This is a genomic window from Chromobacterium sp. IIBBL 290-4, from assembly GCF_024207115.1.
In the GTDB taxonomy this organism is placed as follows: domain Bacteria; phylum Pseudomonadota; class Gammaproteobacteria; order Burkholderiales; family Chromobacteriaceae; genus Chromobacterium.
In genome coordinates this window covers 1013844-1039764 of the sequence record NZ_CP100128.1, presented here as the reverse complement: position 1 = coordinate 1039764, position 25921 = coordinate 1013844, and the positions used below count along the sequence as shown (strand labels likewise).

The window sequence follows — 25921 nt, the reverse complement described above, 5'->3', positions numbered from 1 at the left end:
AAGGCCAGTAGCTCAATTGGTAGAGTATCGGTCTCCAAAACCGAGGGTTGGGGGTTCGAGACCCTCCTGGCCTGCCAATTAAGACCAGCCGGCGCTATGCGCCGGTTGGTCTTTTGTCGCATATGCGAGAGAAAATCGACATGGAAATGCAAGATAAGATCAAGTTGGTCCTGGCGGGTGTTGTGGTAGTGGCCGGGATTGTTGGCTTTTACCTGATTCCTGAGGGTCAGGGTCTGCTGCGCGCGCTGGCTTTCATTGTCTCCATCCTGCTGGCTGCCGGCGTGGTGTGGACTTCGGCGCCGGGCAAGGGCTTGGTGGTCTATGCTAACGAGTCCATGGTCGAGGCTCGCAAGGTAGTGTGGCCGACCCGCAAGGAAGCGACGCAGGTGACGTTGATGGTGTTTGTATTCGTCACGGTGTTGGCCTTGTTCATGTGGTTGGTGGATTCCAGCCTGTCTTGGCTGTTTTACGATGTGATTCTCGGTCGAGGTAGATAATGGCAAAGCGCTGGTATGTAGTACACGCATACTCCGGTTTTGAGAAGAGCGTGCAAAAGGCGCTGCGTGAACGTATCGAACGTTCCGACATCGCGGATCAATTTGGTCAGATTCTGGTGCCGGTGGAAGAGGTTGTGGACGTCAAGAACGGCCGCAAGTCCATCACTGAGCGCAAATTCTTCCCTGGCTACGTGCTGGTGGAAATGGAAATGACCGACGATACCTGGCACTTGGTCAAGAGCACGCCCAAAGTGACCGGTTTTGTCGGTGGCACGGCCAATCGCCCGGCGCCGATTTCCAAGAAGGAAGTCGAAGCCATTATGCAGCAGATGCAAGAGGGCGTGGAAAAGCCGAAGCCGAAGGTGCTGTTCGAGGTGGGTGAAAGGGTGCGCGTCATCGACGGCCCGTTCAACGACTTCAATGGCTCGGTGGATGAAGTGAATTACGAGCGCAACAAGCTGCGCGTGTCGGTGCAGATTTTCGGCCGCGACACCCCGGTTGAGCTGGAATTCAGTCAAGTGGAAAAGCTGTAAAATTTCACTTGGCAGGTTTGTGAAAAGCCTGTATACTGCAGCGCTTTCGTTGGGGAGTGAACGTCAAGTTCACGCTATACCCGTTTAAGGAGTTTTAATCGTGGCAAAGAAAATTGTCGGCTATATCAAGCTGCAAGTAGCCGCTGGCAAGGCCAACCCGTCTCCTCCGATCGGTCCGGCTCTGGGTCAGCGTGGTCTGAACATCATGGAATTCTGCAAGGCGTTCAATGCTCAAACTCAGGGCATGGAACCGGGTATGCCGATTCCTGTTGTGATCACCGCTTACGCGGACAAGTCCTTCACCTTCACCATGAAGACGCCGCCGGCGACCTTCCTGCTGAAGAAGGCTGCTGGCATCAAGTCCGGCTCCGCCAAGGCTCACGTGGACAAGGTTGGCAAGGTAACTCGCGCTCAGCTGGAAGAAATCGCCAAGACCAAGCAAGCGGATCTGACCGCTGCTGATCTGGACGCCGCTGTTCGCACCATCGCCGGCTCTGCCCGTTCGATGGGTCTGGAAGTGGAGGGCGTGTAATATGGCTAAGATCTCCAAGCGCCTGCAAACTCTGAAGGCTACCGTTGATCGCAACAAGCTGTACGCTGTTGAAGAAGCGATTGCCCTGGTTAAGACTGCTGCCACCGCCAAGTTCGACGAGTCGATCGATATCGCCGTGAACCTGGGCGTGGATCCGCGTAAATCGGACCAAGTGGTTCGTGGTTCCGTGGTTCTGCCGCGCGGCACCGGCAAGTCGGTTCGCGTTGCTGTATTTGCTCAAGGCGCCAACGCCGAAGCCGCCAAGGCTGCCGGTGCTGAAGTGGTCGGTTTCGACGACCTGGCCGAGCAAGTTAAAGCCGGCAACCTGGACTTCGATATCGTGATCGCTTCCCCGGACGCAATGCGCGTCGTGGGTCAGCTGGGCCAGATTCTGGGTCCGCGCGGTCTGATGCCGAACCCGAAGGTTGGCACCGTGACCCCGAACGTTGCCGAAGCTGTGAAGAACGCCAAGGCCGGTCAGGTTCAATACCGTACCGATAAGGCTGGTATCGTTCACGCTACCATCGGCCGCGCTTCGTTCGAAGTTGAAGCTCTGCGCGAAAACTTCTCCGCTCTGGTTGATGCCCTGGTGAAAGCCAAGCCGGCAGCTTCCAAGGGCGTGTATCTGAAAAAGATCGCCGTTTCCAGCACCATGGGCATCGGCGCTCGCGTAGATACCGCTACCGTCAGCGCCTAATCGCTGCCGGAGCATGATGGGGCGGCGCAAGCCGTCCTGTCAAAAGGCTTTGGGCTGGCAGTTTTGCTGCCAGATTGTCAAAGACCGTAGGTGCCGCAAGGCTTAATCGCGAAGTTGTCGCAAGATAGCCCAGCATCCTACGCAGATGGTGTACCCGAAACAGGCTTCTTAAGTACATCGCTCATGTAGCTCAGGGGTAGAGCACTCCCTTGGTAAGGGAGAGGTCGACGGTTCAATTCCGTCCATGAGCACCAGTTCTTTTTGATGTCTCCTGATACAGGTCGCCGCTGCAAAGCGAAGCGAAAATCCTTTCGCTTCATTTCAGTCTAGGAGGTAGACCTTGAGTCTCAATATCGAAGATAAAAAGGCGGTAGTCGCTGAAGTAGCTGCTCAACTGGCAGCTGCTCAGACCCTCGTTATCGCTGAATATCGGGGCATCGAGGTTAGCAGCATGACCAAGCTCCGCGCTCAGGCGCGTGAGAACGGCGTTTACCTGCGCGTTCTGAAGAACACGCTGGTGCGTCGCGCTGTGGAAGGCACTCCGTTTGCCGAGCTGGCTGACCAAATGGTTGGCCCGCTGGTATACGGCATCTCCGCCGACCCTGTTGCTGCTGCCAAGGTGCTGCATCAATTTGCCAAGGCTGACGATAAGATCATCGTCAAGGCCGGTTCCTACGAAGGCAAGGTATTGTCCGCTGCTCAGGTTGCTGAGCTGGCGTCCATCCCGAGCCGCGAAGAACTGTTGTCCAAGCTTCTCTACGTTATGCAGGCTCCGGTCGCTGGCTTCGCCCGCGCGCTGGCCGCCCTGTCCGACAAGAAGCAAGCCGAAGCCGCTTAACTTATTTGATTCTTATAGAATTCAGGAGATTTTCACATGGCAATCACCAAAGAAGACATCCTCGAGGCCGTTGCTGGTCTGACCGTTATGGAACTGAACGACCTGGTTAAGGCGTTCGAAGAAAAGTTCGGCGTTTCCGCCGCTGCTGTTGCCGTTGCTGGCCCGGCTGGCGCCGGCGCTGCCGCTGCTGAAGAAAAGACCGAGTTCGACGTTGTTCTGACCGCCGCTGGCGACAACAAGGTTGGCGTGATCAAGGTTGTTCGCGCAATCACCGGTCTGGGTCTGAAGGAAGCTAAGGACCTGGTAGACGGCGCTCCGAAGAACGTGAAGGAAGGCGTGTCCAAGGCTGAAGCCGATGACGTCGCTAAGCAACTGATCGAAGCCGGTGCTAAGGCTGAAGTTAAATAATCTTCTTTGAAAAAAGAAGGTGAGGCTGGCGGAGAAATCCGCCAGCCTTATTGCGCTTGTAGTTGGCGGAAGCGAAGAAAGTAAAAGCCAGCAATATACTAGGCGTGGCTGCTGACTTTTGGTTTCTTGCGCCACCCACCTCGATGGAGACTCTATGAGTTATTCGTTTACTGAGAAGAAGCGTATTCGTAAGAGCTTTGCGAAACGTGCCAGTGTTCTCGACGTCCCCTTCCTGTTGGCGACCCAGATTGATTCCTACACCGAATTTCTCCAGCTGGGAACGCCGCTGGATGAGCGCAAGGATGTGGGTCTTCAGGCTGCGTTCAAGTCGATCTTCCCGATCGTCAGCCATAACGGCTATGCCAAATTGGACTTTGCCCACTATATCCTGGGCGAACCGCCGTTTGATGTGCAGGAATGTCAGCTGCGCGGCATTACCTTTGCCGCGCCGCTGCGCGCGCGCATCCGCTTGACGATTTTCGACAAGGAATCGTCCAAGCCGGTGGTGAAGGAAGTGCGCGAGAATGAAGTGTACATGGGCGAAATTCCGCTCATGACCGCGAACGGCTCCTTCATCATCAATGGCACCGAACGCGTTATCGTTTCCCAGTTGCATCGTTCCCCGGGCGTGTTCTTCGAGCACGACCGCGGCAAGACGCACTCGTCCGGCAAGCTGCTGTTCTCCGCCCGCGTGATTCCTTACCGCGGCTCCTGGCTGGACTTCGAATTCGATCCGAAGGACCTGCTGTACTTCCGTATCGACCGTCGCCGCAAGATGCCGGTGACCATCCTGCTGAAGGCCCTGGGCTACAGCAACGAAGAAATCCTGTCCGAGTTCTACAGCTTCGACACCTTCTACCTGACCCGCAGCGGCGTATTCATGCGCGTGGTGCCGGAACGTCTGAAGGGCGAAGTGGCCAAGTTCGACATCGTGGCCGCCGACGGCAAGCTGATCGTCGCCAAGGACAAGCGCATCACCGCCAAGCACATCCGCGACATCCAGACCGCTGAGCTGGACCGCATCGAAGTGCCGGCCGACGCACTGCTGGGCAAGGTGGTGTCCCACAATGTGGTGAACCAGAACACCGGCGAAGTGATCGTTCGCGCCAACGAGGAAGTGACCGAGGAAAGCCTGGCCAAGCTGGCGCTGGCCGAGGTGGAGCAGGTCGAGGTGCTGTTCACCAACGATCTGGACCAAGGCGCGTACATCTCGCAAACCCTGCGTTCCGACGACATCCAGGATCAGCTGCAAGCCCGCGTGGCCATCTATCGCATGATGCGTCCTGGCGAACCGCCGACCGAAGATGCGGTGGAAGCGCTGTTCCAGCGTCTGTTCTTCAGCGAAGAAACCTACGATCTGTCGCGCGTGGGCCGCATGAAGTTCAGCTCGCGCACCTATCAGTACAAGTTCGACGACAAAACGCCGGAATGGTTCAAGGAACTGATCGGCGAGAAGTTCGCGTCGCGTCGCGACGTGATGGAAGGCACGCTGACCACGGAAGACATCGTGTCCGTGATCGCCATCCTGACCGAGCTGCGCAACGGCCGCGGCGAAGTGGACGACATCGATCACCTGGGCAACCGTCGCGTGCGTTCGGTGGGCGAATTGGCTGAAAACCAATTCCGCGCCGGCCTGGTGCGCGTGGAGCGCGCGGTCAAGGAACGCCTGAACCAGGCCGAGTCCGACAACCTGATGCCGCACGACCTGATCAACGCCAAGCCGGTGTCCGCCGCGATCAAGGAATTCTTTGGTTCCTCGCAGCTGTCCCAGTTCATGGACCAGACCAACCCGCTGTCGGAAATCACCCACAAGCGCCGTGTTTCGGCCCTGGGCCCGGGCGGTCTGACTCGCGAACGCGCAGGCTTCGAAGTGCGTGACGTACACCCGACCCACTACGGCCGCGTGTGCCCGATCGAAACGCCTGAAGGTCCGAACATCGGTCTGATCAACTCGCTGTCCGTCTACGCGCGCACCAACGAGTTCGGTTTCCTGGAAACCCCGTACCGCAAGGTCGTGGATAGCAAGGTCACCAACGAGATCGATTACCTGTCGGCGATCGAAGAAGGCCGCTACGTCATCGCTCAGGCCAACGCCGAGCTGAATGCCGAAGGCACGCTGATCGACGAACTGGTTACCTGCCGCGAAAAGGGCGAAACCATTCTGGCGACCCCGGACCGCGTGCAGTACATGGACGTGGCCACCGGCCAGGTGGTATCCGTGGCCGCTTCGCTGATTCCGTTCCTGGAACACGATGACGCCAACCGCGCATTGATGGGCGCCAACATGCAACGCCAGGCCGTACCGTGCCTGCGTCCGGAAAAAGCCTTCGTCGGCACCGGCATCGAGCGTTCCGTGGCTGTCGACTCCGGCACCACCGTGGTGGCTCGTCGCGGAGGCGTGGTGGACTATGTCGACGCCGGCCGTGTTGTGGTTCGCGTCAACGATGAAGAAGCGACCGCTGGCGAAGTGGGCGTGGACATCTACAACCTGACCAAGTTCACCCGTTCCAACCAGAACACCAACATCAACCAGCGTCCGGTGGTGAAGGTGGGCGATCAGATCGCTCGCGGCGACGTGGTGGCTGACGGCGCATCGACCGATCTGGGCGAATTGGCGCTGGGTCAGAACATGACCATCGCCTTCATGCCGTGGAACGGCTACAACTACGAAGACTCGATCCTGATCTCGGAAAAGCTGGTCGCAGAAGACCGCTACACCTCGATCCACATCGAAGAACTGTCCGTGGTTGCCCGCGACACCAAGCTGGGACCGGAAGAAATCACCCGCGACATCCCGAACCTGTCCGAACGCATGGCAGGCCGTCTGGATGAATCCGGCATCGTCTACATCGGCGCGGAAGTCGAAGCCGGCGACGTGCTGGTGGGCAAGGTGACGCCTAAGGGCGAAACCCAGCTGACGCCGGAAGAGAAGCTGCTGCGCGCCATCTTCGGCGAGAAGGCTTCCGACGTGAAGGACACCTCGCTGCGCGTGCCGACCGGCACCGTGGGCACGGTGATCGACGTGCAAGTGTTCACCCGCGAAGGCATTGAGCGCGACAAGCGCGCCCAGTCCATCATCGACGCGGAACTGAAACGCTACCGTCTGGACCTGAACGACCAGCTGCGTATTTTCGACAACGACGCCTTCAGCCGTATCGAACGCCTGATCCTGGGCAAGGTTGCCAACGGCGGTCCGAAGCGTTTGGCCAAGGGCACCGTGATCGATCAGGAATACCTGACCGGTCTGCCGACCAAGCACGATTGGTTCGACATCCGCATGAGCGATGAAGACATCGCCAAGCAGCTGGAACTGATCAAGGAAAGCCTGGCGCAGAAGCGCGAAGAATTCGACCTCAAGTTCGAAGACAAGAAGCGCAAGCTGACCCAGGGCGACGAACTGCCGCCGGGCGTGCAGAAGATGGTCAAGGTTTACCTGGCCGTCAAGCGCCGCCTGCAAGCGGGCGACAAGATGGCCGGCCGCCACGGTAACAAGGGTGTGGTATCGCGCATCCTGCCGGTGGAAGACATGCCTTACATGGGCGACGGCCGTCCGGTCGACATCGTGCTGAACCCGCTGGGCGTACCGTCGCGTATGAACATCGGTCAGATTCTGGAAGTACACCTGGGTTGGGCCGCCAAGGGTATCGGCGAGCGCATCGACCGCATGGTCAAGCAGCAACAGTCCGCTGCCGAGATCCGCGGCTACCTGGAGCGCATCTATAACGAAACCGGCAAGGCTGAAGAAATCGCCGGCCTGAGCGACGACGAAGTGCTGCAACTGGCGCAGAACCTGAGCAAGGGCATGACCTTCGCCACGCCGGTATTCGATGGCGCCAAGGAAGCCGAGATCAAGCACATGCTGGATCTGGCTTACCCGGACGAAGACGAGCTGACCGCTCAGATGGGCTTCAACGAGTCCAAGACCCAGATGGTCCTGCACGACGGCCGCTCCGGCGAAGCCTTCGACCGCAAGGTCACCGTGGGCGTGATGCACTACCTGAAGCTGCATCACCTGGTCGATGACAAGATGCACGCCCGTTCCACCGGTCCGTACTCGCTGGTGACGCAACAGCCGCTGGGTGGTAAAGCCCAGTTCGGCGGTCAGCGTTTCGGTGAGATGGAAGTGTGGGCGCTGGAAGCCTACGGCGCCGCCTACACCCTGCAGGAAATGCTGACGGTGAAGTCTGACGATGTGACCGGTCGTACCAAGGTCTACGAGAACATCGTCAAGGGCGAGCACAAGATCGACGCCGGCATGCCGGAATCCTTCAATGTATTGGTGAAGGAAATCCGCTCGCTGGGCCTCGATATGGACCTGGAACGTTATTGATTGGGTAATAGGGCGCGGCTGAAGCAGGCCGCGCCTGTCCCCTGACTGGAGACGCAATGAAAGCACTGCTCGATCTCTTTAAGCAAGTGACGCAAGAAGAAGAGTTTGATGCGATTAAGATCGGCATCGCCTCGCCTGACAAGATCCGTTCCTGGTCTTATGGTGAAGTCAAGAAGCCTGAAACGATCAACTATCGTACCTTCAAGCCGGAACGCGACGGCCTGTTCTGCGCCCGCATCTTCGGACCGGTGAAGGACTACGAGTGCTTGTGCGGCAAGTACAAGCGCCTGAAGCATCGCGGCGTGATCTGCGAGAAGTGCGGCGTGGAAGTGACGCTGTCCAAGGTGCGCCGCGAGCGCATGGGCCACATCGAGCTGGCCAGCCCGACCGCGCACATCTGGTTCCTGAAGTCGCTGCCGTCGCGTCTGGGCATGGTGCTCGACATGACGCTGCGCGACATCGAACGCGTGCTGTACTTCGAAGCATTCGTCGTGACCGATCCGGGCATGACCCCGATGCAATACCGCCAGCTCTTGACCGAAGAGGACTTCCTGGACAAGGAAGACCAATACGGCGAAGAGTTCGTCGCCATGATGGGCGCCGAAGCGGTTAAGGAACTGCTGAAGAAGCTGGACCTGGACGCTGAAATCGAAGGCCTGCGCCGCGAGCTGGAAACCACCAACTCCGACACCAAGATCAAGAAGATCGCCAAGCGCCTGAAGGTGCTCGAGGCCTTCCAACGCTCCGGCATGAAGCCGGAATGGATGATCCTGGAAGTGCTGCCGGTGCTGCCGCCGGAACTGCGTCCGCTGGTGCCGCTGGACGGCGGTCGTTTCGCGACCTCCGACCTGAACGACCTGTACCGTCGCGTGATCAACCGTAACAACCGTCTGAAGCGCCTGCTGGAACTGCGCGCGCCGGACATCATCGTGCGCAACGAAAAGCGCATGCTGCAGGAATCGGTTGACTCGCTGCTGGACAACGGCCGTCGCGGCAAGGCGATGACCGGCGCCAACAAGCGTCCGCTGAAGTCGCTGGCCGACATGATCAAGGGCAAGGGCGGTCGTTTCCGTCAGAACTTGCTGGGTAAGCGCGTGGACTACTCCGGTCGTTCGGTGATTACCGTAGGCCCGACCCTGCGTCTGCATCAGTGCGGCCTGCCGAAGAAGATGGCGCTGGAACTGTTCAAGCCCTTCATTTTCCACAAGCTGGAAGTGATGGGCCTGGCCTCCACCATCAAGGCGGCCAAGAAGCTGGTCGAGCAGGAAGTGCCGGAAGTCTGGGACATCCTGGAAGACGTGATCCGCGAGCATCCGGTGCTGCTGAACCGCGCCCCGACCCTGCACCGTCTGGGCATCCAGGCGTTTGAGCCGGTGCTGATCGAAGGCAAGGCCATCCAGCTGCATCCGCTGGTCTGCGCGGCGTTCAACGCCGACTTCGACGGTGACCAGATGGCCGTTCACGTGCCGCTGTCGCTGGAAGCGCAGATGGAAGCCCGCACCCTGATGCTGGCCACCAACAACGTGCTGTCCCCGGCCAACGGCGAACCTATCATCGTTCCGTCGCAGGATATCGTGTTGGGTCTGTACTACATGACCCGCGACAAGGTGAATGGCAAGGGCGAAGGCATGGTGTTCGCGGACACCAAGGAAGTGCATCGCGCTTACGAAACCCGTCAGGTCGAACTGGCGACGCGCATTACCGTGCGTTTGCGCGAATGGGAAAAAGACGAGCAGGGCGAGTTCCAACCGGTGATCAAGCGTTACAACACCACCGTTGGCCGCGCGATCCTGTCCGACATCCTGCCTAAGGGCCTGCCGTTCGAGCACATCAACAAGGCGCTGAAGAAGAAAGAAATCTCGAAACTGATCAACGTTTCGTTCCGTCGTTGCGGCATCCGCGACACGGTGATCTTCGCCGACCAATTGATGTACACCGGTTTCGCCTACTCCACCCGCGGCGGTATCTCGATTTGCGTGGACGACATGCAAATCCCGGCCAAGAAGGTCGAGCTGCTGGGCGAGGCGAACAAGGAAGTCAAGGAAATCGAGGAACAGTACCGTCAAGGTCTCGTGACCCAGGGCGAACGCTACAACAAGGTAGTGGACATCTGGGGCCGCACCGGCGACAAGATCGCCAAGGCCATGATGGACGAGCTGTCCAAGCAGAAGGTGCTGGACCGCGAAGGCAAGGAAGTGGACCAAGAGTCCTTCAACTCCATTTACATGATGGCCGACTCTGGCGCGCGGGGTTCCGCAGCCCAGATCAAGCAGCTGGCCGGCATGCGGGGTCTGATGGCCAAGCCGGACGGCTCGATTATCGAAACGCCGATTACCGCCAACTTCCGCGAAGGCCTGACCGTACTGCAGTACTTCATCTCCACTCACGGCGCCCGTAAGGGTCTGGCGGATACCGCCTTGAAGACCGCGAACTCCGGTTACCTGACCCGTCGTCTGGTCGACGTGACCCAGGATCTGGTGGTGGTGGAAGACAACTGCGGCACGACCAATGGCTTCACCATGAAGGCCGTGCTGCAAGGCGGCGACGTGATCGAAGCGCTGCGCGACCGCATCCTCGGCCGCGTGACCGCGGTCGACGTGGTGGATCCGTCCACCGGCGAAACCGTGATCGAAGCGGCTACCCTGCTGGACGAGCAACTGGTTGACCTGATCGACAGCCTCGGCATCGACGAAGTCAAGGTTCGCACCGCCATCACTTGCGACACGCGCTACGGCCTGTGCGCCAAGTGCTACGGCCGCGACCTGGCGCGCGGCAAGCAAGTGAACGCCGGCGAAGCCGTGGGCGTGATCGCTGCCCAGTCGATCGGCGAACCGGGCACCCAGCTGACCATGCGTACCTTCCACATCGGTGGCGCGGCGTCGCGAAATGCGGCTGCCAGCCAAGTGGAAGGCAAGTCCAACGGTACCGTCCGCTTCTCCAGCCAGATGCGCTATGTGGCGAACACCAAGGGCGAGCTGATCGTCATCACCCGCTCCGGCGAAGTGGTGATCCACGACGACATGGGCCGCGAGCGCGAGCGTCACAAGGTGCCGTACGGGGCGACCCTGATGGTGACCGACGGTCTGCAGATCAAGGCAGGCACGGTTCTGGCTACCTGGGACCCGCACACCCGTCCGATCATCACCGAGTACGCTGGCCGCGTGAAGTTCGAAAACGTGGAAGAAGGCAACACCGTAGCCAAGCAGACCGACGAAGTGACCGGCCTGTCGACGCTGGTGGTCATCGACCCGAAACGCCGCGCCGGCGCCCAGTCGAAGATGCTGCGCCCGTTGGTGAAGCTGCTCGACGACAATGGCAACGAAGTGAAGCTGGCCGGTTCGGACGCTTCGGTATCGATTACCTTCCAGGTGGGCGCGATCATTACCGTTCGCGACGGCCAGGATGTGGGCAAGGGCGAAGTGCTGGCCCGCATCCCGCAGGAATCGTCGAAGACCCGCGATATTACCGGTGGTCTGCCGCGCGTGGCCGAGCTGTTCGAAGCCCGTTCGCCGAAGGATGCCGGCATGCTGGCCGAGGTGACCGGTACCGTATCGTTCGGTAAGGACACCAAGGGCAAGCAGCGCCTGATCATCACCGATCTGGAAGGCAGCGGTTACGAAAACCTGATTCCGAAGGACAAGCACGTGCTGGTCCACGACGGTCAGGTGGTGAACCGCGGCGAATCCATCGTCGACGGTCCGGTCGATCCGCACGATATTCTGCGTCTGCAGGGCATCGAAGCGCTGGCTCGCTACATCGTTCAGGAAGTGCAGGAAGTGTACCGACTGCAGGGCGTGAAGATTAACGACAAGCACATCGAGGTGATCATTCGCCAGATGCTGCGTCGCGTCGTGATCTCCGACAGCGGCGACACCGAGTTCATCCAGGGCGAGCAGGTGGAACGCGCCGACGTGCTGGAAATGAACGACAAGATGGCGGCCGAGGACAAGGAACCGGCGCAGTACGAAAACGTGCTGCTGGGTATCACCAAGGCCTCGCTGTCCACTGACTCGTTCATCTCCGCGGCTTCCTTCCAGGAAACCACGCGCGTGCTGACCGAAGCGGCCATCATGGGCAAGAAGGACGACCTGCGCGGCCTGAAGGAAAACGTGATCGTCGGCCGTCTGATTCCGGCTGGTACCGGTCTGGCTTACCACCGCACCCGTCGTCGTCAGAACCTGGGTCTGGACGCGGGCGAATCGATGCTGTTCGATCCGGCTCCGGCAGCGCTGGAAAGCGGCGACTAACACCGGCCTAGCGGCCTAGTGTTGAAAAAACGCTGCTCCATCAACGGTTAACGTTGGCGGAGCGGCGTTTTTTATTTGACGCTGACGCGTTGACTAAAATATAATCCTCCGTCCTTTCTGGAGGCGTGTTGCTTCCGGGAAGCTTCAACTAGGAACTGATAGTAATGCCAACCATTAACCAACTCGTTCGCAAGGGCCGCGTCGCCATCACGGCGAAGAGCAAGGTGCCTGCGCTGGAAGCCTGCCCGCAGAAGCGTGGCGTGTGCACCCGTGTTTACACCACCACTCCGAAGAAGCCGAACTCGGCTCTGCGTAAAGTGTGCAAGGTACGTCTGACCAACGGTTTCGAAGTGATTTCGTACATCGGCGGTGAAGGCCACAACCTGCAGGAACACTCCGTAGTGCTGATTCGCGGCGGTCGTGTCAAGGACTTGCCGGGTGTGCGTTACCACACCGTGCGCGGTTCCCTGGATACCGCAGGCGTTAAAGACCGTAAGCAAGCTCGCTCCAAGTACGGCGCCAAGCGTCCCAAGTAATTGGTACGCACTCAAGGCGGCCTGATCAACACTCAGGGTCGTCTAGTAAGTGACTGCTCCATTGGGTAGTCATGAGCAAGTTGAGCTCAACTGAATATTTAAGGAAGTAACATGCCACGTCGCAGAGAAGTCCCCAAGCGTGAAATTCTGCCGGATCCGAAGTTCGGTTCTCAGGATCTCTCCAAATTCATGAACGTCGTCATGATCGACGGCAAGAAGTCTGTTGCAGAACGCATCATCTACGGCGCGCTGGAACAGATCGAAAAGAAATCCGGCAAGAACGCTCTGGAAGTGTTCAATGCCGCACTGTCCAACGCCAAGCCGGTGGTGGAAGTGAAGAGCCGCCGCGTTGGCGGTGCAAACTATCAAGTTCCTGTTGAAGTCCGCCCGTCCCGTCGTATGGCTCTGGCCATGCGCTGGCTGCGCGATGCCGCTCGTAAGCGCGGCGAAAAGTCCATGGACCTGCGCCTGGCTGGCGAATTGCTCGACGCGGCTGAAGGCCGTGGCGGCGCGATGAAGAAGCGTGACGAAGTGCACCGCATGGCAGAAGCCAACAAGGCCTTCTCGCACTTCCGTTTCTAAGCTAGTTCACTTATTAAGGTGTAAACCGTGGCACGGAAAACCCCTATTGAGCGCTACCGTAATATCGGTATCTCCGCTCACATTGACGCTGGTAAGACGACGACTACTGAACGTATTCTGTTTTACACCGGCGTAAACCACAAGATTGGTGAAGTGCACGACGGCGCTGCCACCATGGACTGGATGGAGCAGGAACAGGAGCGTGGTATCACCATCACCTCCGCTGCGACCACTACCTTCTGGAAAGGTATGGCCATGCAGTTCCCGGAGCACCGCTTCAACATCATCGACACCCCGGGACACGTGGACTTCACCATTGAGGTGGAGCGTTCCATGCGCGTTCTGGACGGCGCTGTGATGGTTTACTGCGCCGTGGGCGGCGTGCAGCCGCAGTCTGAAACCGTATGGCGTCAGGCTAACAAATACCACGTGCCGCGTATCGCGTTCGTGAACAAGATGGACCGTCAAGGCGCCAACTTCTTCCGCGCGGTTGAGCAAGTGAAGACCCGCCTGCGCGGCAATCCGGTGCCTATCGTGGTGCCGATCGGCGCTGAAGACGGCTTCACCGGCGTGGTTGACCTGCTGAAGATGAAGGCCATCATTTGGGACGAAGCCTCTCAAGGCATGAAGTTCGAATATGGCGAAATCCCGGCCGACCTGGTTTCCGTTGCTGAAGAGTGGCGCGAAAAGATGGTTGAAGCCGCAGCTGAAGCCACTGAAGAAATGATGGAAAAGTACTTGGAAGAGGGCACGCTCTCCGAAGAGGAAGTCATCAAGGGTCTGCGCGAGCGTACCCTGCGTTGCGAAATCCAGCCGATGCTGTGTGGTTCCGCGTTCAAGAACAAGGGTGTTCAGCGCATGCTGGACGCCGTGATTGAACTGCTGCCGTCGCCGACCGAAGTGCCGGCGATCAAGGGCGAAACCGACGGCGTTGAAGCCGAGCGCCACGCTTCCGACGAAGAGCCGTTCTCGGCTCTGGCGTTCAAGCTGATGAACGACCCGTACGTGGGCCAGCTGACCTTCTTCCGCGTCTACTCCGGCGTGGTGAAGTCCGGCGACACCGTGCTGAACTCGGTCAAGGGCAAGAAGGAACGTATCGGCCGTATCGTGCAGATGCACGCCAACGACCGTAAGGAAATCGACGAAGTGCGCGCCGGCGACATCGCCGCCGCCATCGGCCTGAAGGAAGTCACCACTGGTGAAACCCTGTGCGCCGTTGACGCAGAAATCATTCTGGAGCGCATGGAATTCCCGGATCCGGTGATCCACGTTGCCGTTGAGCCGAAGACCAAGGCCGACCAGGAAAAGATGGGCGTTGCCCTGAATCGCCTGGCCAAGGAAGACCCGTCGTTCCGCGTGCGTACCGACGAAGAATCCGGCCAAACCATCATTTCCGGTATGGGCGAACTGCACCTGGAAATTCTGGTTGACCGCATGAAGCGTGAATTCGGCGTTGAAGCCAACGTCGGCGCGCCGCAAGTGGCTTACCGCGAAACCATCACCAAGACTGTTGCCGACGTGCAGGGTAAGCATGCCAAGCAGTCCGGTGGTAAGGGTCAGTATGGCGATTGTACGATTACTCTGGAGCCGTCCGGCGAAGGCCAAGGCTACAAGTTCATCGACGAGATCAAGGGCGGCGTGATTCCTCGCGAATTCATTCCTTCCGTTGACAAGGGTATCCGCAACTCGCTGAACAACGGTATCTTGGCTGGCTTCCCGGTGGTCGACGTGACTGTGCGTCTGACTTTCGGTTCCTACCACGATGTCGACTCTTCGCAGATCGCCTTCGAACTGGCTGGTTCCATCGCTTTCAAGGAAGCCATGCGCCGCGCTGGTCCGTGCATCCTCGAGCCGATGATGGCCGTGGAAGTGGAAACGCCGGAAGAGTACATGGGTGACGTGATGGGCGACCTGAATCGTCGCCGCGGCATGGTCCAAGGCATGGACGATGACGGTCTGGGTGGCAAGAAGATCAAGGCTGAAGTACCGCTGGCTGAGATGTTCGGCTACTCCACCGACCTGCGTTCGGCTACTCAGGGTCGTGCGACCTACTCCATGGAGTTCAAGCACTACTCCGAGGCTCCGAAGCACGTTGCTGAAGCTGTAATGGCTGCTAAGAAGTAATGCGCGCTGAGGCTGGCCGGCTTACATAATCAGTCCGGTCAGCCCCGATCTAATGTTCTTTAATTAAGGATTTTTGCAAAATGGCAAAAGAAAAGTTTGAGCGGACCAAACCGCACGTAAACGTCGGCACCATCGGTCACGTGGACCACGGTAAGACCACCCTGACCGCCGCTATCACCACCATTCTGTCGAAGAAGTTCGGTGGCGAAGCCAAGGACTACTCCCAGATCGACAGCGCGCCGGAAGAAAAGGCTCGTGGTATTACCATCAATACCGCGCACGTTGAATACGAAACCGAATCCCGCCACTACGCTCACGTAGACTGCCCGGGTCACGCCGACTATGTGAAGAACATGATCACCGGCGCGGCTCAAATGGACGGCGCTATCCTGGTTTGCTCGGCCGCTGACGGTCCGATGCCGCAAACCCGTGAACACATCCTGCTGTCCCGTCAGGTTGGCGTTCCGTACATCATCGTCTACCTGAACAAGGCTGACCTGGTTGACGACGCTGAGCTGCTGGAACTGGTGGAAATGGAAGTGCGCGATCTGCTGTCTTCCTACGACTTCCCGGGCGACGACACCCCGATCGTGATCGGCTCCGCTCGTCTGGCGCTGGAAGGCGACCAGTCCGAAATGGGCGAACCGTCCATCTTCCGTCTGGCTGACGCTCTGGACTCCTACATCCCGACTCCGGAACGCGCCATCGACAAGCCGTTCCTGCTGCCGATCGAAGACGTGTTCTCTATCTCCGGTCGTGGTACCGTGGTGACCGGTCGCGTTGAGCGCGGCATCGTGAAGGTCGGTGAAGAAATCGAAATCGTGGGTCTGAAGGCCACGGTTAAGACCACCTGCACCGGCGTGGAAATGTTCCGCAAGCTGCTGGACCAAGGTCAGGCTGGCGACAACGTGGGCGTGCTGCTGCGCGGCACCAAGCGTGAAGACGTTGAGCGCGGCCAAGTTCTGGCCAAGCCGGCTTCCATCACCCCGCACACCAAGTTCGAAGCTTCCGTTTACGTTCTGTCCAAGGACGAAGGCGGCCGCCACACCCCGTTCTTCGCGAACTATCGCCCGCAGTTCTACTTCCGTACTACGGACGTGACTGGCGCGATCACGCTGAAGGAAGGCGTTGAAATGGTTATGCCGGGCGACAATGTTGAGTTCAGCGTTGAGCTGATCGCTCCGATCGCCATGGAAGATGGTCTGCGCTTCGCTATCCGCGAAGGCGGCCGTACCGTTGGCGCCGGCGTTGTAGCCAAGATCATCGCTTAACCGGATCGGAGATTTTTCATGTCTAGCCAAAAAATCCGCATCCGTCTGAAGGCGTTCGATTACAACCTGATCGATCGTTCCGCTCAGGAAATCGTTGAAACCGCTAAGCGTACCGGCGCCGTTGTTAAGGGCCCGGTTCCGCTGCCGACCAAAATCGAGCGTTTCAACGTTCTGCGCTCCCCGCACGTGAACAAGACTTCCCGCGACCAGCTGGAAATCCGCACTCACCTGCGTCTGATGGACATCGTAGACCCGACCGACAAGACTGTTGATGCTCTGATGAAGCTCGACCTGCCGGCCGGTGTGGATGTGGAAATCAAGCTGCAGTAATCGCAAAAAGTACTCTGCTGCGAGCTAAGTGCTTGCAGCAGCAGAATTTTCTGTGATACATTAGCGGACTCGCCATATTGGCGAGTCCGTTTTTGTTTTTTCTGTCGTGTTTTATATGCCGGTCAATCGCAATCGGCGCCTGCAAAAGGAAATAAACATGAGTTTAGGTCTTGTCGGTCGCAAAGTCGGCATGACCCGCATTTTTGCCGAAGATGGCGCAACCATCCCGGTAACTGTGCTGGACATGTCCGCTAACCGCGTCACGCAAATCAAAACTGCCGAATCTGATGGCTACAATGCCGTTCAGCTGACTTTCGGTTCCAAGAAGGCCAATCGCGTAGCCAAGGCTGCCGCTGGTCATTTCGCCAAGGCTGGCGTAGAAGCCGGTGAAGCGCTGGTCGAGTTCGCTCTGACCGCCGACGCCGTTGCTGGCTACAAGGCTGGTGATGCTATCGCTGTTGAAATCTTCGCCGTTGGTCAACTGGTTGATGTAACCGGTACCTCCAAGGGTAAGGGCTTCTCCGGCGTGATCAAGCGTCACAACTTCTCCTCCAACCGTGCTTCGCATGGTAACTCGCGTTCGCACAATACGCCGGGTTCCATCGGTCAAGCCCAAGATCCGGGTCGCGTTTTCCCGGGTAAGCGCATGGCCGGTCAGTACGGTAACGTGAAGAGCACTGTTCAGTGCCTCGAGATCGTTCGTGTCGACGCAGAACGTCAACTGATCCTGGTTAAGGGCGCAGTCCCGGGTGCCAAGAATGGTCAAGTTGTTGTGCGTCCCAGCGTGAAGGCGGGTGCGTAATGGAATTGAATGTAATCAATACCCAAGGCAAGGCTGTTGGTAGCCTGCAAGTGTCCGACGCTCTGTTCGGTCGCGAATACAACGAAGCTCTGGTGCACCAAGTTGTGACCGCGTTCCTGGCGAACGCTCGCAGCGGTAACCGTGCTCAGATGACTCGTGCCGAAGTGAATCACTCGACCAAGAAGCCTTTCCGTCAGAAGGGTACTGGTAACGCTCGTGCTGGTATGACTTCCACCCCGAACCGTCGTGGTGGTGGCCGTGCTTTCCCGAACAAGCCGGACGAGAACTTCACTCAGAAGGTTAACCGCAAGATGTTCCGCGCTGGCATGGCAGCTATCCTGTCGCAGCTGGTGCGTGACGAGCGTCTGATCGTGGTTGACGAGCTGTCGATCAACAGCCCGAAGACCAAGGAATTCGTGGGCGCTGTTCAGCCGATGGGTCTGGAGCAAGCGCTGTTCATCACTGGTGAACTGAGCGAAAACCTCTATCTCTCTTCGCGTAACCTGCCGAACGTGCTGGTTATCGAAGCTCAACAAGCTGACCCGTACAGCCTGCTGCGCTTCAAGAAGACCGTGATCACCCGCGACGCCGTGAAGCAACTGGAGGAGCAGTGGGCATGAATCAAGAACGTCTGTTGCAAGTAATCCTTGCTCCTATTGTTTCCGAAAAGAGCACCATGATCGCTGAGAAGAACCAGCAAATGGCGTTCCGCGTTGCGAAAGATGCAACCAAGCCGGAAATCAAGGCCGCTGTTGAAATGCTGTTCAACGTAAAAGTTGATGGCGTTTCCACCGTGAACGTCAAGGGCAAGGTTAAGCGTTTCGGCCGTTCCATCGGTCGTCGCAGTGACTGGAAAAAGGCCTACGTTAGCCTGGTTGAAGGTCAAGAAATCGACCTGACCGCTACCCCGGCCGCGGCGGAGTGAGGAGATAGAGCATGCCTATCGTTAAGGTAAAACCGACTTCCGCGGGTCGTCGTGCAGTAGTCAAGGTGGTAAACCCGGACCTGCATAAAGGCGCTCCGCTGGCTTCCCTGGTTGAGAAGAAAAACTCGACCGGCGGCCGCAATAACAACGGCCACATCACCACGCGTCATCGCGGTGGTGGCCACAAGAAGCACTACCGTCTGATCGACTTCCGTCGCAACAAGGATGGCATCCCGGCGAAAGTGGAACGCATCGAATACGATCCGAACCGCACCGCCCACATCGCTCTGTTGTGCTACGCCGATGGCGAGCGTCGCTACATCGTCGCTCCGCGCGGCGTGAAGGTTGGCGCCGTTCTGCTGTCCGGTTCCGAGGCTCCGATCAAGGCCGGTAACGCTCTGCCGATCCGCAACATCCCGGTGGGTACCACTATCCACTGCGTGGAAATGCAACCCGGCAAGGGCGCTCAGATGGTTCGCTCCGCTGGCGCTTCTGCAATGCTGCTGGCTCGCGAAGGCGTTTACGCTCAACTGCGTCTGCGCTCTGGCGAGATCCGCCTGGTACACGTCGATTGCCGTGCGACCGTTGGCGAAGTGGGTAACGAAGAGCACTCCCTGCGCAAGCTGGGCAAGGCTGGCGCAACCCGTTGGCGCGGTATTCGTCCGACCGTTCGCGGTACGGCGATGAACCCGATCGACCACCCGCACGGTGGTGGTGAAGGCCGCACTGGCGAAGGTCGCGTACCGGTTAGCCCGTGGGGTACCCCGACTAAGGGCTTCCGCACCCGTCGCAACAAGCGTACCGACAACATGATCGTACGCCGTCGCTATTCCACCAAAGGGTAATTGACAATGGCACGTTCGCAGAAAAAAGGCCCGTTCGTTGACCTGCATCTCCTGAAGAAGGTTGATGCGGTACGGGCAACCAGCGACAAGCGTCCGATCAAGACCTGGTCGCGTCGTTCGACCATCCTGCCGGACTTTATTGGTCTGACCATCGCTGTGCACAACGGTCGCACTCACGTTCCGGTTTATGTTTCTGAAAACATGGTCGGCCACAAACTGGGTGAATTCTCTCTGACTCGTACCTTCAAAGGCCATGCTGCCGATAAGAAGGCGAAGAAGAAGTAAGGTGAAGCGATGAGAGTATCTGCAAATCTGAAAAGTGTTCGCCTGTCGGCTCAAAAGTGCCGTCTGGTGGCGGATCTGGTCCGCGGCAAGTCCGTTGATCAGGCGCTGAATATCCTGGCCTTCTCCCCGAAAAAGGGTGCGGTCATCATCAAGAAAGTGCTGGAATCTGCAATCGCTAACGCCGAGCACAACGAAGGCGCTGACATCGACACCCTGCGTGTCACCAGCATCTTTGTTGACAAGGGCGCTAGTCTGAAGCGTTTCACTGCCCGTGCTAAGGGTCGTGGCAATCGCATCGAAAAGCAGACCTGCCACATTTCCTTGACCGTTGGCAATTAAGGGGTAAGAAATGGGTCAGAAGATTCATCCGACGGGATTCCGTCTTGCCGTTAACAAAAACTGGTCTTCCAAGTGGTTCGCGTCCTCGCAGAACTTCCCGGGAATGCTGAAGCAGGATATCGAAGTTCGCGAATTCCTGAAGAAGCGTCTGGGTCATGCTTCGGTTGGCCGCGTAACCATCGAGCGTCCGGCCAAGTCCGCCCGCATCACCATTCACAGCGCCCGTCCGGGCGTGGTGATTGGCAAGAAGGGCGAAGACATTGAAGTTCTGAAGCAAGAACTGCAAAAGCGCCTGGGCGTTCCGGTCCACGTGAACATCGAAGAAGTTCGCAAGCCGGAACTGGACGCGCAAATCATCGCCGACGGCATCGCTTCCCAGCTGGAGAAGCGCGTGATGTTCCGTCGCGCCATGAAGCGCGCCATGCAAAACGCCATGCGTCTGGGTGCCGAAGGCATCAAGATCATGTCGTCCGGTCGTCTGAACGGTATCGACATCGCTCGTAGCGAATGGTACCGCGAAGGCCGCGTTCCGCTGCATACCCTGCGCGCCGACGTGGATTACGCTACCTCTGAAGCCAAGACCACCTACGGTATCATCGGCATCAAGGTATGGGTATACAAAGGCGAGCTGAAGCCGGGCCAAGTTGTAGCCGCTCCGGCAGCTCCCGAGAAGAAAATGAGAAAGGGTGCCCGCAATGCTGCAGCCAACTAGACTCAAGTACCGCAAACAGCACAAAGGCCGTAACACCGGTATCGCCACTCGTGGCAACAAGGTGAGCTTTGGCGATTTCGGTCTGAAGGCTATTGGTCGTGGTCGTCTGACCGCGCGTCAGATCGAAGCTGCGCGTCGTGCGATGACCCGTCACATCAAGCGTGGCGGCCGCATCTGGATCCGTATCTTCCCGGACAAGCCGATCACCTCCAAGCCTGCCGAAGTCCGTATGGGCGGGGGTAAGGGCTCTCCGGAGTACTATGTGGCTGAAATTCAGCCTGGCAAGATGCTGTACGAAATGGATGGCGTATCCGAGGAACTCGCTCGCGAAGCTTTCCGTCTGGCCGCAGCTAAGCTGCCGATCGCCACTGTGTTCGTAACCAAACAGGTAGGTCAGTAATGAAAGCTTCCGAACTGAAAGCCAAAACTGTTGACGAGCTGAAGGCGGAACTGCTGAGCCTGCTGAAGGCACAGTTTGCGCTGCGCATGCAGCACGCTACTCAGCAACTCGCCAAGACCTCTGAACTGAAGAAAGTGCGTCGCGATATCGCTCGTGTTCGTACCGTTCTGAAAGAAAAGGCAGTTTAAGATGAGCGAAACCAAAGTGGTACGTACGCTGACCGGCGTTGTGGTCAGCGACAAGATGGATAAGACCGTGACCGTACTGGTCGAGCGCAAAGTTAAGCACCCGATCTACGGCAAGATCATCCGTCGCTCCAAGAAGTTCCACGCACACGACGAGAACAACGAGTTCAAGGCTGGCGACATCGTAGTAATCAGCGAGTCCCGTCCGCTCTCGAAGACCAAGTCGTGGGTGGTAACCGCACTGGTCGAGAAAGCTCGCCAAGTGTAAAAAACTTGCAGAGGACTTCGGTCCTCTGTATAATGGCCATCTCCTGCACCCACTCTGTGCAGGAGTTCCGCCCTTGCGGGGTCCAAAACTGGCCGTTTGACACGCCACAGATTGTCTGTGGCGTTTCCGCTGTTCGAGCTTGGCATCTAAGCCTCGCTAACGGCAGTGGAAAGTGACGGATAAAGTTGGATTAGAAAGGTAATCTCAAATGATCCAAATGCAGACCATGCTTGAGGTCGCTGACAACACCGGTGCGCGTCACGTTATGTGCATCAAGGTGCTGGGTGGCTCCAAGCGTCGCTATGCTAGCGTAGGTGACATCATCAAGGTGAGCATCAAGGATGCCGCTCCGCGTGGTCGCGTCAAAAAAGGCGACGTATACAATGCGGTCGTGGTACGCACTGCCAAAGGCGTGCGCCGTCCGGATGGCTCTTTGATCAAGTTCGACAGCAATGCTGCCGTTCTGCTCAACAACAAGCTTGAGCCGATTGGCACACGTATCTTCGGGCCCGTTACGCGTGAACTGCGTACCGAACGCTTCATGAAGATCGTATCGCTGGCTCCTGAAGTGCTGTAAGGAGGTCACATGCGCAAAATTCGTAAAGGTGATGAAGTCGTAGTAATCACCGGCAAAGACAAAGGCAAGCGCGGTACCGTCCTGCGTGTTCTGGAAACCAAGCTGGTTGTGGAAGGCATCAATGTTGCCAAGAAACACCAGAAGCCGAACCCGGTACGTGGCGTAGCTGGTGGCATCGTTGAGAAGACCATGCCCATTGACGCTTCTAACGTCGCGATTTTCAATCCGGCAAGCCAAAAGGCTGACCGCGTAGGCTTCAAGGTTCTTGAAGACGGCCGCAAGGTGCGCGTGTTCAAGTCCAGCGGCGAAGTTATCGGCGCCTAAGGAGCAAACATGGCACGTCTCTACGATTTCTACAAAGACAGCGTAGTGCCGGAACTGATGAAACAGTTCGGCTACAAGTCGATCATGCAAGTTCCGCGTATCGAGAAGATCACCGTGAACATGGGCGTGGGTGAAGCTGTTGCCGATAAAAAGGTAATGGAATTCGCCGTGGGCGATATGGAAAAGATCGCCGGTCAAAAGCCGGTTGTCACCACCGCTCGCAAGTCCATCGCCGGCTTCAAGATCCGCGACAACTACCCGGTAGGTTGCAAGGTAACTCTGCGTCGCGAACGCATGTATGAGTTCCTGGACCGCCTGGTTACCATCGCGCTGCCGCGCGTTCGTGACTTCCGTGGTGTGTCTGCCAAGTCCTTCGATGGCCGCGGCAACTACAACATGGGCGTTAAAGAACAGATCATCTTCCCGGAAATCGAGTACGACAAGATCGATGCTCTGCGTGGTATGAACATCACTATCACCACCACGGCGAAGACTGACGAAGAGGCCCGCGCTCTGCTGGCCGCGTTCAAGTTCCCGTTCAAGGGTTAAGCACATGGCACGACTTGCACTGATTAACCGTGAAGAAAAGCGCGTCAAGCTGGCAAACAAGTTTTCTGCCAAGCGTGAAGCCCTGATCGCCACCATCAACAACCAGAACCTCTCGGAAGAAGAGCGTTTTGCCGCCCGCCTGCAACTGCAGCAGCTGCCGCGCAACGCTTCTCCGGTACGCCAGCGTCGTCGCTGCGCCGTGACCGGTCGTCCGCGTGGTGTGTTCCGTAAATTCGGTTTGGGTCGCAACAAGCTGCGTGAGATCGCCATGAAGGGTGAGATTCCGGGTGTTGTGAAGGCCAGCTGGTAATAGGAGATACATAGAATGAGCATGCACGATCCTATTTCCGATATGTTGACCCGCATCCGCAACGGCCAACACGCTTCCAAAGTCAAGGTTTCCATGCCTTGCTCGAAGCTGAAGGTTGCGCTGGCGCAGGTGCTGAAAGAAGAAGGCTACATCGAAGACTTCGCCGTTGCCGGCGAAGAGAAGAAGCCTGTTCTCGATATCCAGCTCAAGTACTACGCTGGCCGTCCGGTGATCGAGCGCATCGAGCGCGTATCCCGTCCTGGCCTGCGCGTGTACAAGGGCTCCACCGAAATCCCGAAGGTCATGAATGGTCTGGGCGTGGCGATTCTGTCCACTTCCAAGGGCGTGATGACCGATCGCAAGGCACGCGCAGCCGGTATCGGCGGCGAACTGCTCTGCGTCGTGGCGTAAGGGGGTCAAATGTCTCGCGTAGCTAAGAATCCGGTAGCCATTCCGGCCGGCGTCGAAGTTAAGTTCGGCGCTGCAGATGTGACTGTTAAGGGCGCCCTGGGCTCCCTGAGCACCGCTCTGTGCAACGACGTGGAAGTCAAGCTGGACAACGGCCAACTGACTTTCGCCGCTAAGAACGACAGCAAGTTCGCGCGTGCCATGTCCGGCACCCTGCGTGCCCTGCTGAACAACATGGTGAACGGCGTATCCAAGGGCTTCGAAAAGAAGCTGCAGCTGGTAGGCGTGGGCTATCGTGCCCAGGCTCAAGGCGATACCCTGAACCTGTCTCTGGGTTTCTCGCACCCGGTGGCTCACAAGATGCCCGCTGGCATCAAAGTTGAGACTCCGACTCAGACCGAGATTCTGGTCAAGGGCGCTGACAAGCAGCTCGTTGGTCAGGTCGCAGCCGAAATCCGCGCATACCGCTCGCCGGAACCCTATAAGGGCAAGGGCGTTCGTTATGCCGACGAGGTTGTGGTTCTGAAAGAAACCAAGAAGAAGTAACTGAGGCACTGACATGGACAAGAAACAAGCTCGACTCCGCCGCGCACGTAAAACCCGTGCACGGATTGCGGAGCTCAAGATGGTGCGCCTCTCTGTGCATCGCACCAATAGCCACATTTACGCTCAGATCATTGACGAGACCGGCAGCAAGGTACTGGCCAGCGCTTCTTCGCTGGAAGCAGACGTCCGCGCCGAGATCGCCAATGGCGGCAACGTGGCAGCTGCGGCCGTGATCGGCAAGCGCATTGCTGAAAAAGCAAAAGCCGCTGGCATCGTGAACGTAGCCTTCGACCGTTCGGGTTTCAAATACCACGGTCGCATGAAGGCTCTGGCTGACGCCGCTCGCGAACACGGCCTCGTATTCTAATTCGGAGTGAAGAATGGCTAAGCACGAAATGGAAGATCGCGGCGACGGTCTGGTCGAGAAAATGATCAGCGTCAACCGCGTCACCAAAGTGGTTAAGGGCGGCCGTATCATGGCTTTCTCCGCCCTGACCGTGGTTGGTGATGGCGACGGCGGTATCGGCATGGGTAAGGGCCGTTCCAAGGAAGTTCCGGTTGCCGTACAAAAGGCGATGGAACAAGCCCGCCACAACATGGTGAAGATCAAGCTGTACAACGGTACTGTGAAGCACACCGTTGAAGGCCGTCACGGCGCGACTCGCGTCCTGATCCAGCCTGCAAAGGATGGTACTGGCGTTAAGGCCGGTGGTCCGATGCGCGCGATCTTCGACGCAATGGGTATTCACAATGTTTCGGCCAAGATCCACGGCTCCACGAACCCGTACAACGTGGTTCGCGCGACTCTGGACGGCCTGAGCAAGATCAATACCCCGGCTCAAATCGCCGCCAAGCGTGGCCTGAGCATCGAGGACATCCTGGGGGTGGGTCATGAGTAACGCCAAGACTGTCAAGGTCACTCTGGTAAAGAGCCTGATCGGTCGCCTGGAGTCTCACAAGGCTTGCGCCCGTGGTCTGGGTCTGAAGAAGATCCGCCAGACTGTTGAAGTGCTCGATACCCCTGAAAACCGTGGCATGATCAACAAGATCAGCTACCTGCTCAAATTCGAGGGCTAAGAGATGCTGCTGAACACCGTACAACCGGGCGTCGGCGCCAAGCATGCTAAGCGCCGTGTAGGCCGTGGCATCGGCTCCGGCCTGGGCAAGACTTGCGGCCGCGGCCACAAGGGTCAGAAGAGCCGTGCTGGTGGTTTCCACAAGGTCGGCTTCGAAGGCGGTCAAATGCCGCTGCAACGTCGCCTGCCGAAGCGCGGCTTCAAGTCTCTGACGGCTCGCTTCGTTAGCGAAGTTCGCCTGTCCGAACTGAACCTGCTGCCGGTCGATGACATCGATCTGCTGGCTCTCAAGCAAGCCGGTCTGGTTGCTGCCCAGGCACTCGTTGCCAAGGTAGTGCTGTCCGGTAAGATTGAGCGCGCAGTGAAACTGCGTGGTATCAGCGTTACCGCTGGCGCCCGCGCTGCCATCGAGGCTGCCGGCGGCAGCATTGAATAAGGCATAAAT

The 25921-nt window shown here is 58.1% G+C and carries 33 protein-coding genes and 2 tRNA genes; all 35 read left to right on the top strand.

Translation table 11 applies throughout. The features are described 5' to 3' along the window. Position 1 precedes the first annotated feature (1 nt). A tRNA-Trp gene (locus NKT35_RS04820) sits at positions 2–77 on the top strand. Positions 78–140: 63 nt separating this feature from the next. Continuing rightward, positions 141–497 carry a preprotein translocase subunit SecE gene (secE, locus tag NKT35_RS04815; protein WP_254299356.1) on the top strand — a complete coding sequence of 119 codons (357 nt, stop codon included), beginning with the start codon at positions 141–143 and terminating at the stop codon, positions 495–497. Beyond that, complete coding sequence (gene nusG, locus NKT35_RS04810; RefSeq protein ID WP_254299354.1) at positions 497–1030, top strand: transcription termination/antitermination protein NusG; 534 nt, start codon at positions 497–499, stop codon at positions 1028–1030. The genes secE and nusG overlap by 1 nt, the downstream gene beginning before the upstream one ends. A gap of 100 nt (positions 1031–1130) precedes the next feature. Continuing rightward, positions 1131–1562 (top strand): 50S ribosomal protein L11, encoded by a 432-nt coding sequence (gene rplK, locus NKT35_RS04805; RefSeq protein WP_021479134.1) that lies wholly within the window; start codon positions 1131–1133, stop codon positions 1560–1562. Between the two features lies 1 nt (position 1563). Then, positions 1564–2259, top strand: coding sequence for a 50S ribosomal protein L1 (gene rplA, locus NKT35_RS04800; protein ID WP_254299352.1), 696 nt, complete (start codon positions 1564–1566; stop codon positions 2257–2259). A gap of 179 nt (positions 2260–2438) precedes the next feature. Beyond that, positions 2439–2513, top strand: a tRNA-Thr gene (locus NKT35_RS04795). A gap of 86 nt (positions 2514–2599) precedes the next feature. Continuing rightward, positions 2600–3097, top strand: coding sequence for a 50S ribosomal protein L10 (gene rplJ / locus NKT35_RS04790; protein WP_254299350.1), 498 nt, complete (start codon positions 2600–2602; stop codon positions 3095–3097). A gap of 36 nt (positions 3098–3133) precedes the next feature. Next, positions 3134–3505, top strand: coding sequence for a 50S ribosomal protein L7/L12 (rplL, locus tag NKT35_RS04785; RefSeq protein WP_043575249.1), 372 nt, complete (start codon positions 3134–3136; stop codon positions 3503–3505). Between the two features lie 154 nt (positions 3506–3659). Then, the gene (gene rpoB / locus NKT35_RS04780; RefSeq protein WP_254299348.1) at positions 3660–7835 is read left to right on the top strand and encodes a DNA-directed RNA polymerase subunit beta; all 4176 of its coding nucleotides are present in this window, start codon (positions 3660–3662) and stop codon (positions 7833–7835) included. A 56-nt stretch (positions 7836–7891) separates the two neighbouring features. After that, positions 7892–12082, top strand: coding sequence for a DNA-directed RNA polymerase subunit beta' (gene rpoC, locus NKT35_RS04775; RefSeq protein ID WP_254299346.1), 4191 nt, complete (start codon positions 7892–7894; stop codon positions 12080–12082). A gap of 164 nt (positions 12083–12246) precedes the next feature. Continuing rightward, positions 12247–12618, top strand: coding sequence for a 30S ribosomal protein S12 (rpsL, locus tag NKT35_RS04770; RefSeq protein ID WP_011137738.1), 372 nt, complete (start codon positions 12247–12249; stop codon positions 12616–12618). Between the two features lie 111 nt (positions 12619–12729). Continuing rightward, the gene (gene rpsG, locus NKT35_RS04765; protein ID WP_021479140.1) at positions 12730–13200 is read left to right on the top strand and encodes a 30S ribosomal protein S7; all 471 of its coding nucleotides are present in this window, start codon (positions 12730–12732) and stop codon (positions 13198–13200) included. 27 nt (positions 13201–13227) lie between these two features. Further along, a complete protein-coding gene (fusA, locus tag NKT35_RS04760) occupies positions 13228–15324 on the top strand; it encodes an elongation factor G (protein WP_254299345.1) in 2097 nt (698 codons plus the stop codon). An 80-nt stretch (positions 15325–15404) separates the two neighbouring features. After that, complete coding sequence (gene tuf, locus NKT35_RS04755; protein WP_254299344.1) at positions 15405–16595, top strand: elongation factor Tu; 1191 nt, start codon at positions 15405–15407, stop codon at positions 16593–16595. An 18-nt stretch (positions 16596–16613) separates the two neighbouring features. After that, on the top strand, positions 16614–16925 hold the full coding sequence (gene rpsJ, locus NKT35_RS04750) for a 30S ribosomal protein S10 (protein ID WP_011137734.1): 312 nt from the start codon (positions 16614–16616) through the stop codon (positions 16923–16925). A gap of 157 nt (positions 16926–17082) precedes the next feature. Continuing rightward, positions 17083–17727: a 50S ribosomal protein L3 gene (rplC, locus tag NKT35_RS04745; protein WP_254299343.1), complete on the top strand. Its 645-nt coding sequence runs from the start codon at positions 17083–17085 to the stop codon at positions 17725–17727. Continuing rightward, positions 17727–18347 carry a 50S ribosomal protein L4 gene (gene rplD, locus NKT35_RS04740; protein WP_254299342.1) on the top strand — a complete coding sequence of 207 codons (621 nt, stop codon included), beginning with the start codon at positions 17727–17729 and terminating at the stop codon, positions 18345–18347. Before rplC ends, rplD begins: the two co-directional genes overlap by 1 nt. Further along, positions 18344–18652, top strand: a complete 309-nt coding sequence (gene rplW, locus NKT35_RS04735) for a 50S ribosomal protein L23 (protein WP_254299340.1) — start codon at positions 18344–18346, stop codon at positions 18650–18652. The genes rplD and rplW overlap by 4 nt, the downstream gene beginning before the upstream one ends. Positions 18653–18663: 11 nt before the next feature. Then, positions 18664–19497, top strand: a complete 834-nt coding sequence (gene rplB / locus NKT35_RS04730; protein WP_254299339.1) for a 50S ribosomal protein L2 — start codon at positions 18664–18666, stop codon at positions 19495–19497. Between the two features lie 6 nt (positions 19498–19503). Beyond that, on the top strand, positions 19504–19782 hold the full coding sequence (gene rpsS, locus NKT35_RS04725) for a 30S ribosomal protein S19 (protein ID WP_011137729.1): 279 nt from the start codon (positions 19504–19506) through the stop codon (positions 19780–19782). A 9-nt stretch (positions 19783–19791) separates the two neighbouring features. Beyond that, entirely contained in the window at positions 19792–20121 is a 330-nt protein-coding gene (gene rplV / locus NKT35_RS04720; RefSeq protein ID WP_011137728.1) for a 50S ribosomal protein L22, read from the top strand. A gap of 10 nt (positions 20122–20131) precedes the next feature. Beyond that, entirely contained in the window at positions 20132–20833 is a 702-nt protein-coding gene (gene rpsC, locus NKT35_RS04715; RefSeq protein WP_254299336.1) for a 30S ribosomal protein S3, read from the top strand. Continuing rightward, on the top strand, positions 20817–21233 hold the full coding sequence (rplP, locus tag NKT35_RS04710) for a 50S ribosomal protein L16 (RefSeq protein WP_011137726.1): 417 nt from the start codon (positions 20817–20819) through the stop codon (positions 21231–21233). The genes rpsC and rplP overlap by 17 nt, the downstream gene beginning before the upstream one ends. Beyond that, positions 21233–21421 (top strand): 50S ribosomal protein L29, encoded by a 189-nt coding sequence (rpmC, locus tag NKT35_RS04705; protein WP_011137725.1) that lies wholly within the window; start codon positions 21233–21235, stop codon positions 21419–21421. The genes rplP and rpmC overlap by 1 nt, the downstream gene beginning before the upstream one ends. A 1-nt stretch (position 21422) precedes the next feature. Then, complete coding sequence (gene rpsQ, locus NKT35_RS04700) at positions 21423–21686, top strand: 30S ribosomal protein S17 (protein ID WP_088736470.1); 264 nt, start codon at positions 21423–21425, stop codon at positions 21684–21686. Between the two features lie 208 nt (positions 21687–21894). After that, entirely contained in the window at positions 21895–22263 is a 369-nt protein-coding gene (rplN, locus tag NKT35_RS04695) for a 50S ribosomal protein L14 (RefSeq protein WP_043579386.1), read from the top strand. A 9-nt stretch (positions 22264–22272) separates the two neighbouring features. Then, positions 22273–22587 carry a 50S ribosomal protein L24 gene (gene rplX, locus NKT35_RS04690; RefSeq protein ID WP_254299334.1) on the top strand — a complete coding sequence of 105 codons (315 nt, stop codon included), beginning with the start codon at positions 22273–22275 and terminating at the stop codon, positions 22585–22587. 9 nt (positions 22588–22596) lie between these two features. Continuing rightward, on the top strand, positions 22597–23136 hold the full coding sequence (gene rplE, locus NKT35_RS04685) for a 50S ribosomal protein L5 (protein ID WP_254299332.1): 540 nt from the start codon (positions 22597–22599) through the stop codon (positions 23134–23136). 4 nt (positions 23137–23140) lie between these two features. Beyond that, on the top strand, positions 23141–23446 hold the full coding sequence (rpsN, locus tag NKT35_RS04680) for a 30S ribosomal protein S14 (protein ID WP_103903478.1): 306 nt from the start codon (positions 23141–23143) through the stop codon (positions 23444–23446). Positions 23447–23461: 15 nt separating this feature from the next. Continuing rightward, the gene (rpsH, locus tag NKT35_RS04675; protein WP_114061419.1) at positions 23462–23857 is read left to right on the top strand and encodes a 30S ribosomal protein S8; all 396 of its coding nucleotides are present in this window, start codon (positions 23462–23464) and stop codon (positions 23855–23857) included. Positions 23858–23866: 9 nt separating this feature from the next. Beyond that, entirely contained in the window at positions 23867–24400 is a 534-nt protein-coding gene (rplF, locus tag NKT35_RS04670) for a 50S ribosomal protein L6 (RefSeq protein WP_011137718.1), read from the top strand. 13 nt (positions 24401–24413) lie between these two features. Continuing rightward, the gene (gene rplR / locus NKT35_RS04665) at positions 24414–24767 is read left to right on the top strand and encodes a 50S ribosomal protein L18 (RefSeq protein WP_254299329.1); all 354 of its coding nucleotides are present in this window, start codon (positions 24414–24416) and stop codon (positions 24765–24767) included. A 13-nt stretch (positions 24768–24780) separates the two neighbouring features. After that, entirely contained in the window at positions 24781–25299 is a 519-nt protein-coding gene (gene rpsE / locus NKT35_RS04660; protein ID WP_021478366.1) for a 30S ribosomal protein S5, read from the top strand. Beyond that, complete coding sequence (gene rpmD / locus NKT35_RS04655; RefSeq protein WP_011137715.1) at positions 25292–25477, top strand: 50S ribosomal protein L30; 186 nt, start codon at positions 25292–25294, stop codon at positions 25475–25477. The genes rpsE and rpmD overlap by 8 nt, the downstream gene beginning before the upstream one ends. A gap of 3 nt (positions 25478–25480) precedes the next feature. Next, positions 25481–25912 carry a 50S ribosomal protein L15 gene (rplO, locus tag NKT35_RS04650; protein WP_254299326.1) on the top strand — a complete coding sequence of 144 codons (432 nt, stop codon included), beginning with the start codon at positions 25481–25483 and terminating at the stop codon, positions 25910–25912. The last annotated feature ends 9 nt before the right edge of the window (positions 25913–25921 follow it).

What these genes read in the sequence shown, in the direction of transcription:
- secE (WP_254299356.1), top strand. Translation starts at nt 141, where the DNA reads ATGGAAATGCAAGATAAGATCAAGTTGGTCCTGGCGGGTGTTGTGGTA.
- nusG (WP_254299354.1), top strand. Translation starts at nt 497, where the DNA reads ATGGCAAAGCGCTGGTATGTAGTACACGCATACTCCGGTTTTGAGAAG.
- rplA (WP_254299352.1), top strand. Translation starts at nt 1,564, where the DNA reads ATGGCTAAGATCTCCAAGCGCCTGCAAACTCTGAAGGCTACCGTTGAT.
- rplL (WP_043575249.1), top strand. Translation starts at nt 3,134, where the DNA reads ATGGCAATCACCAAAGAAGACATCCTCGAGGCCGTTGCTGGTCTGACC.
- rpoB (WP_254299348.1), top strand. Translation starts at nt 3,660, where the DNA reads ATGAGTTATTCGTTTACTGAGAAGAAGCGTATTCGTAAGAGCTTTGCG.
- rpoC (WP_254299346.1), top strand. Translation starts at nt 7,892, where the DNA reads ATGAAAGCACTGCTCGATCTCTTTAAGCAAGTGACGCAAGAAGAAGAG.
- rpsL (WP_011137738.1), top strand. Translation starts at nt 12,247, where the DNA reads ATGCCAACCATTAACCAACTCGTTCGCAAGGGCCGCGTCGCCATCACG.
- rpsG (WP_021479140.1), top strand. Translation starts at nt 12,730, where the DNA reads ATGCCACGTCGCAGAGAAGTCCCCAAGCGTGAAATTCTGCCGGATCCG.
- tuf (WP_254299344.1), top strand. Translation starts at nt 15,405, where the DNA reads ATGGCAAAAGAAAAGTTTGAGCGGACCAAACCGCACGTAAACGTCGGC.
- rpsJ (WP_011137734.1), top strand. Translation starts at nt 16,614, where the DNA reads ATGTCTAGCCAAAAAATCCGCATCCGTCTGAAGGCGTTCGATTACAAC.
- rplC (WP_254299343.1), top strand. Translation starts at nt 17,083, where the DNA reads ATGAGTTTAGGTCTTGTCGGTCGCAAAGTCGGCATGACCCGCATTTTT.
- rplD (WP_254299342.1), top strand. Translation starts at nt 17,727, where the DNA reads ATGGAATTGAATGTAATCAATACCCAAGGCAAGGCTGTTGGTAGCCTG.
- rplW (WP_254299340.1), top strand. Translation starts at nt 18,344, where the DNA reads ATGAATCAAGAACGTCTGTTGCAAGTAATCCTTGCTCCTATTGTTTCC.
- rplB (WP_254299339.1), top strand. Translation starts at nt 18,664, where the DNA reads ATGCCTATCGTTAAGGTAAAACCGACTTCCGCGGGTCGTCGTGCAGTA.
- rpsS (WP_011137729.1), top strand. Translation starts at nt 19,504, where the DNA reads ATGGCACGTTCGCAGAAAAAAGGCCCGTTCGTTGACCTGCATCTCCTG.
- rplV (WP_011137728.1), top strand. Translation starts at nt 19,792, where the DNA reads ATGAGAGTATCTGCAAATCTGAAAAGTGTTCGCCTGTCGGCTCAAAAG.
- rpsC (WP_254299336.1), top strand. Translation starts at nt 20,132, where the DNA reads ATGGGTCAGAAGATTCATCCGACGGGATTCCGTCTTGCCGTTAACAAA.
- rplP (WP_011137726.1), top strand. Translation starts at nt 20,817, where the DNA reads ATGCTGCAGCCAACTAGACTCAAGTACCGCAAACAGCACAAAGGCCGT.
- rpmC (WP_011137725.1), top strand. Translation starts at nt 21,233, where the DNA reads ATGAAAGCTTCCGAACTGAAAGCCAAAACTGTTGACGAGCTGAAGGCG.
- rpsQ (WP_088736470.1), top strand. Translation starts at nt 21,423, where the DNA reads ATGAGCGAAACCAAAGTGGTACGTACGCTGACCGGCGTTGTGGTCAGC.
- rplN (WP_043579386.1), top strand. Translation starts at nt 21,895, where the DNA reads ATGATCCAAATGCAGACCATGCTTGAGGTCGCTGACAACACCGGTGCG.
- rplX (WP_254299334.1), top strand. Translation starts at nt 22,273, where the DNA reads ATGCGCAAAATTCGTAAAGGTGATGAAGTCGTAGTAATCACCGGCAAA.
- rplE (WP_254299332.1), top strand. Translation starts at nt 22,597, where the DNA reads ATGGCACGTCTCTACGATTTCTACAAAGACAGCGTAGTGCCGGAACTG.
- rpsN (WP_103903478.1), top strand. Translation starts at nt 23,141, where the DNA reads ATGGCACGACTTGCACTGATTAACCGTGAAGAAAAGCGCGTCAAGCTG.
- rpsH (WP_114061419.1), top strand. Translation starts at nt 23,462, where the DNA reads ATGAGCATGCACGATCCTATTTCCGATATGTTGACCCGCATCCGCAAC.
- rplF (WP_011137718.1), top strand. Translation starts at nt 23,867, where the DNA reads ATGTCTCGCGTAGCTAAGAATCCGGTAGCCATTCCGGCCGGCGTCGAA.
- rplR (WP_254299329.1), top strand. Translation starts at nt 24,414, where the DNA reads ATGGACAAGAAACAAGCTCGACTCCGCCGCGCACGTAAAACCCGTGCA.
- rpsE (WP_021478366.1), top strand. Translation starts at nt 24,781, where the DNA reads ATGGCTAAGCACGAAATGGAAGATCGCGGCGACGGTCTGGTCGAGAAA.
- rpmD (WP_011137715.1), top strand. Translation starts at nt 25,292, where the DNA reads ATGAGTAACGCCAAGACTGTCAAGGTCACTCTGGTAAAGAGCCTGATC.
- rplO (WP_254299326.1), top strand. Translation starts at nt 25,481, where the DNA reads ATGCTGCTGAACACCGTACAACCGGGCGTCGGCGCCAAGCATGCTAAG.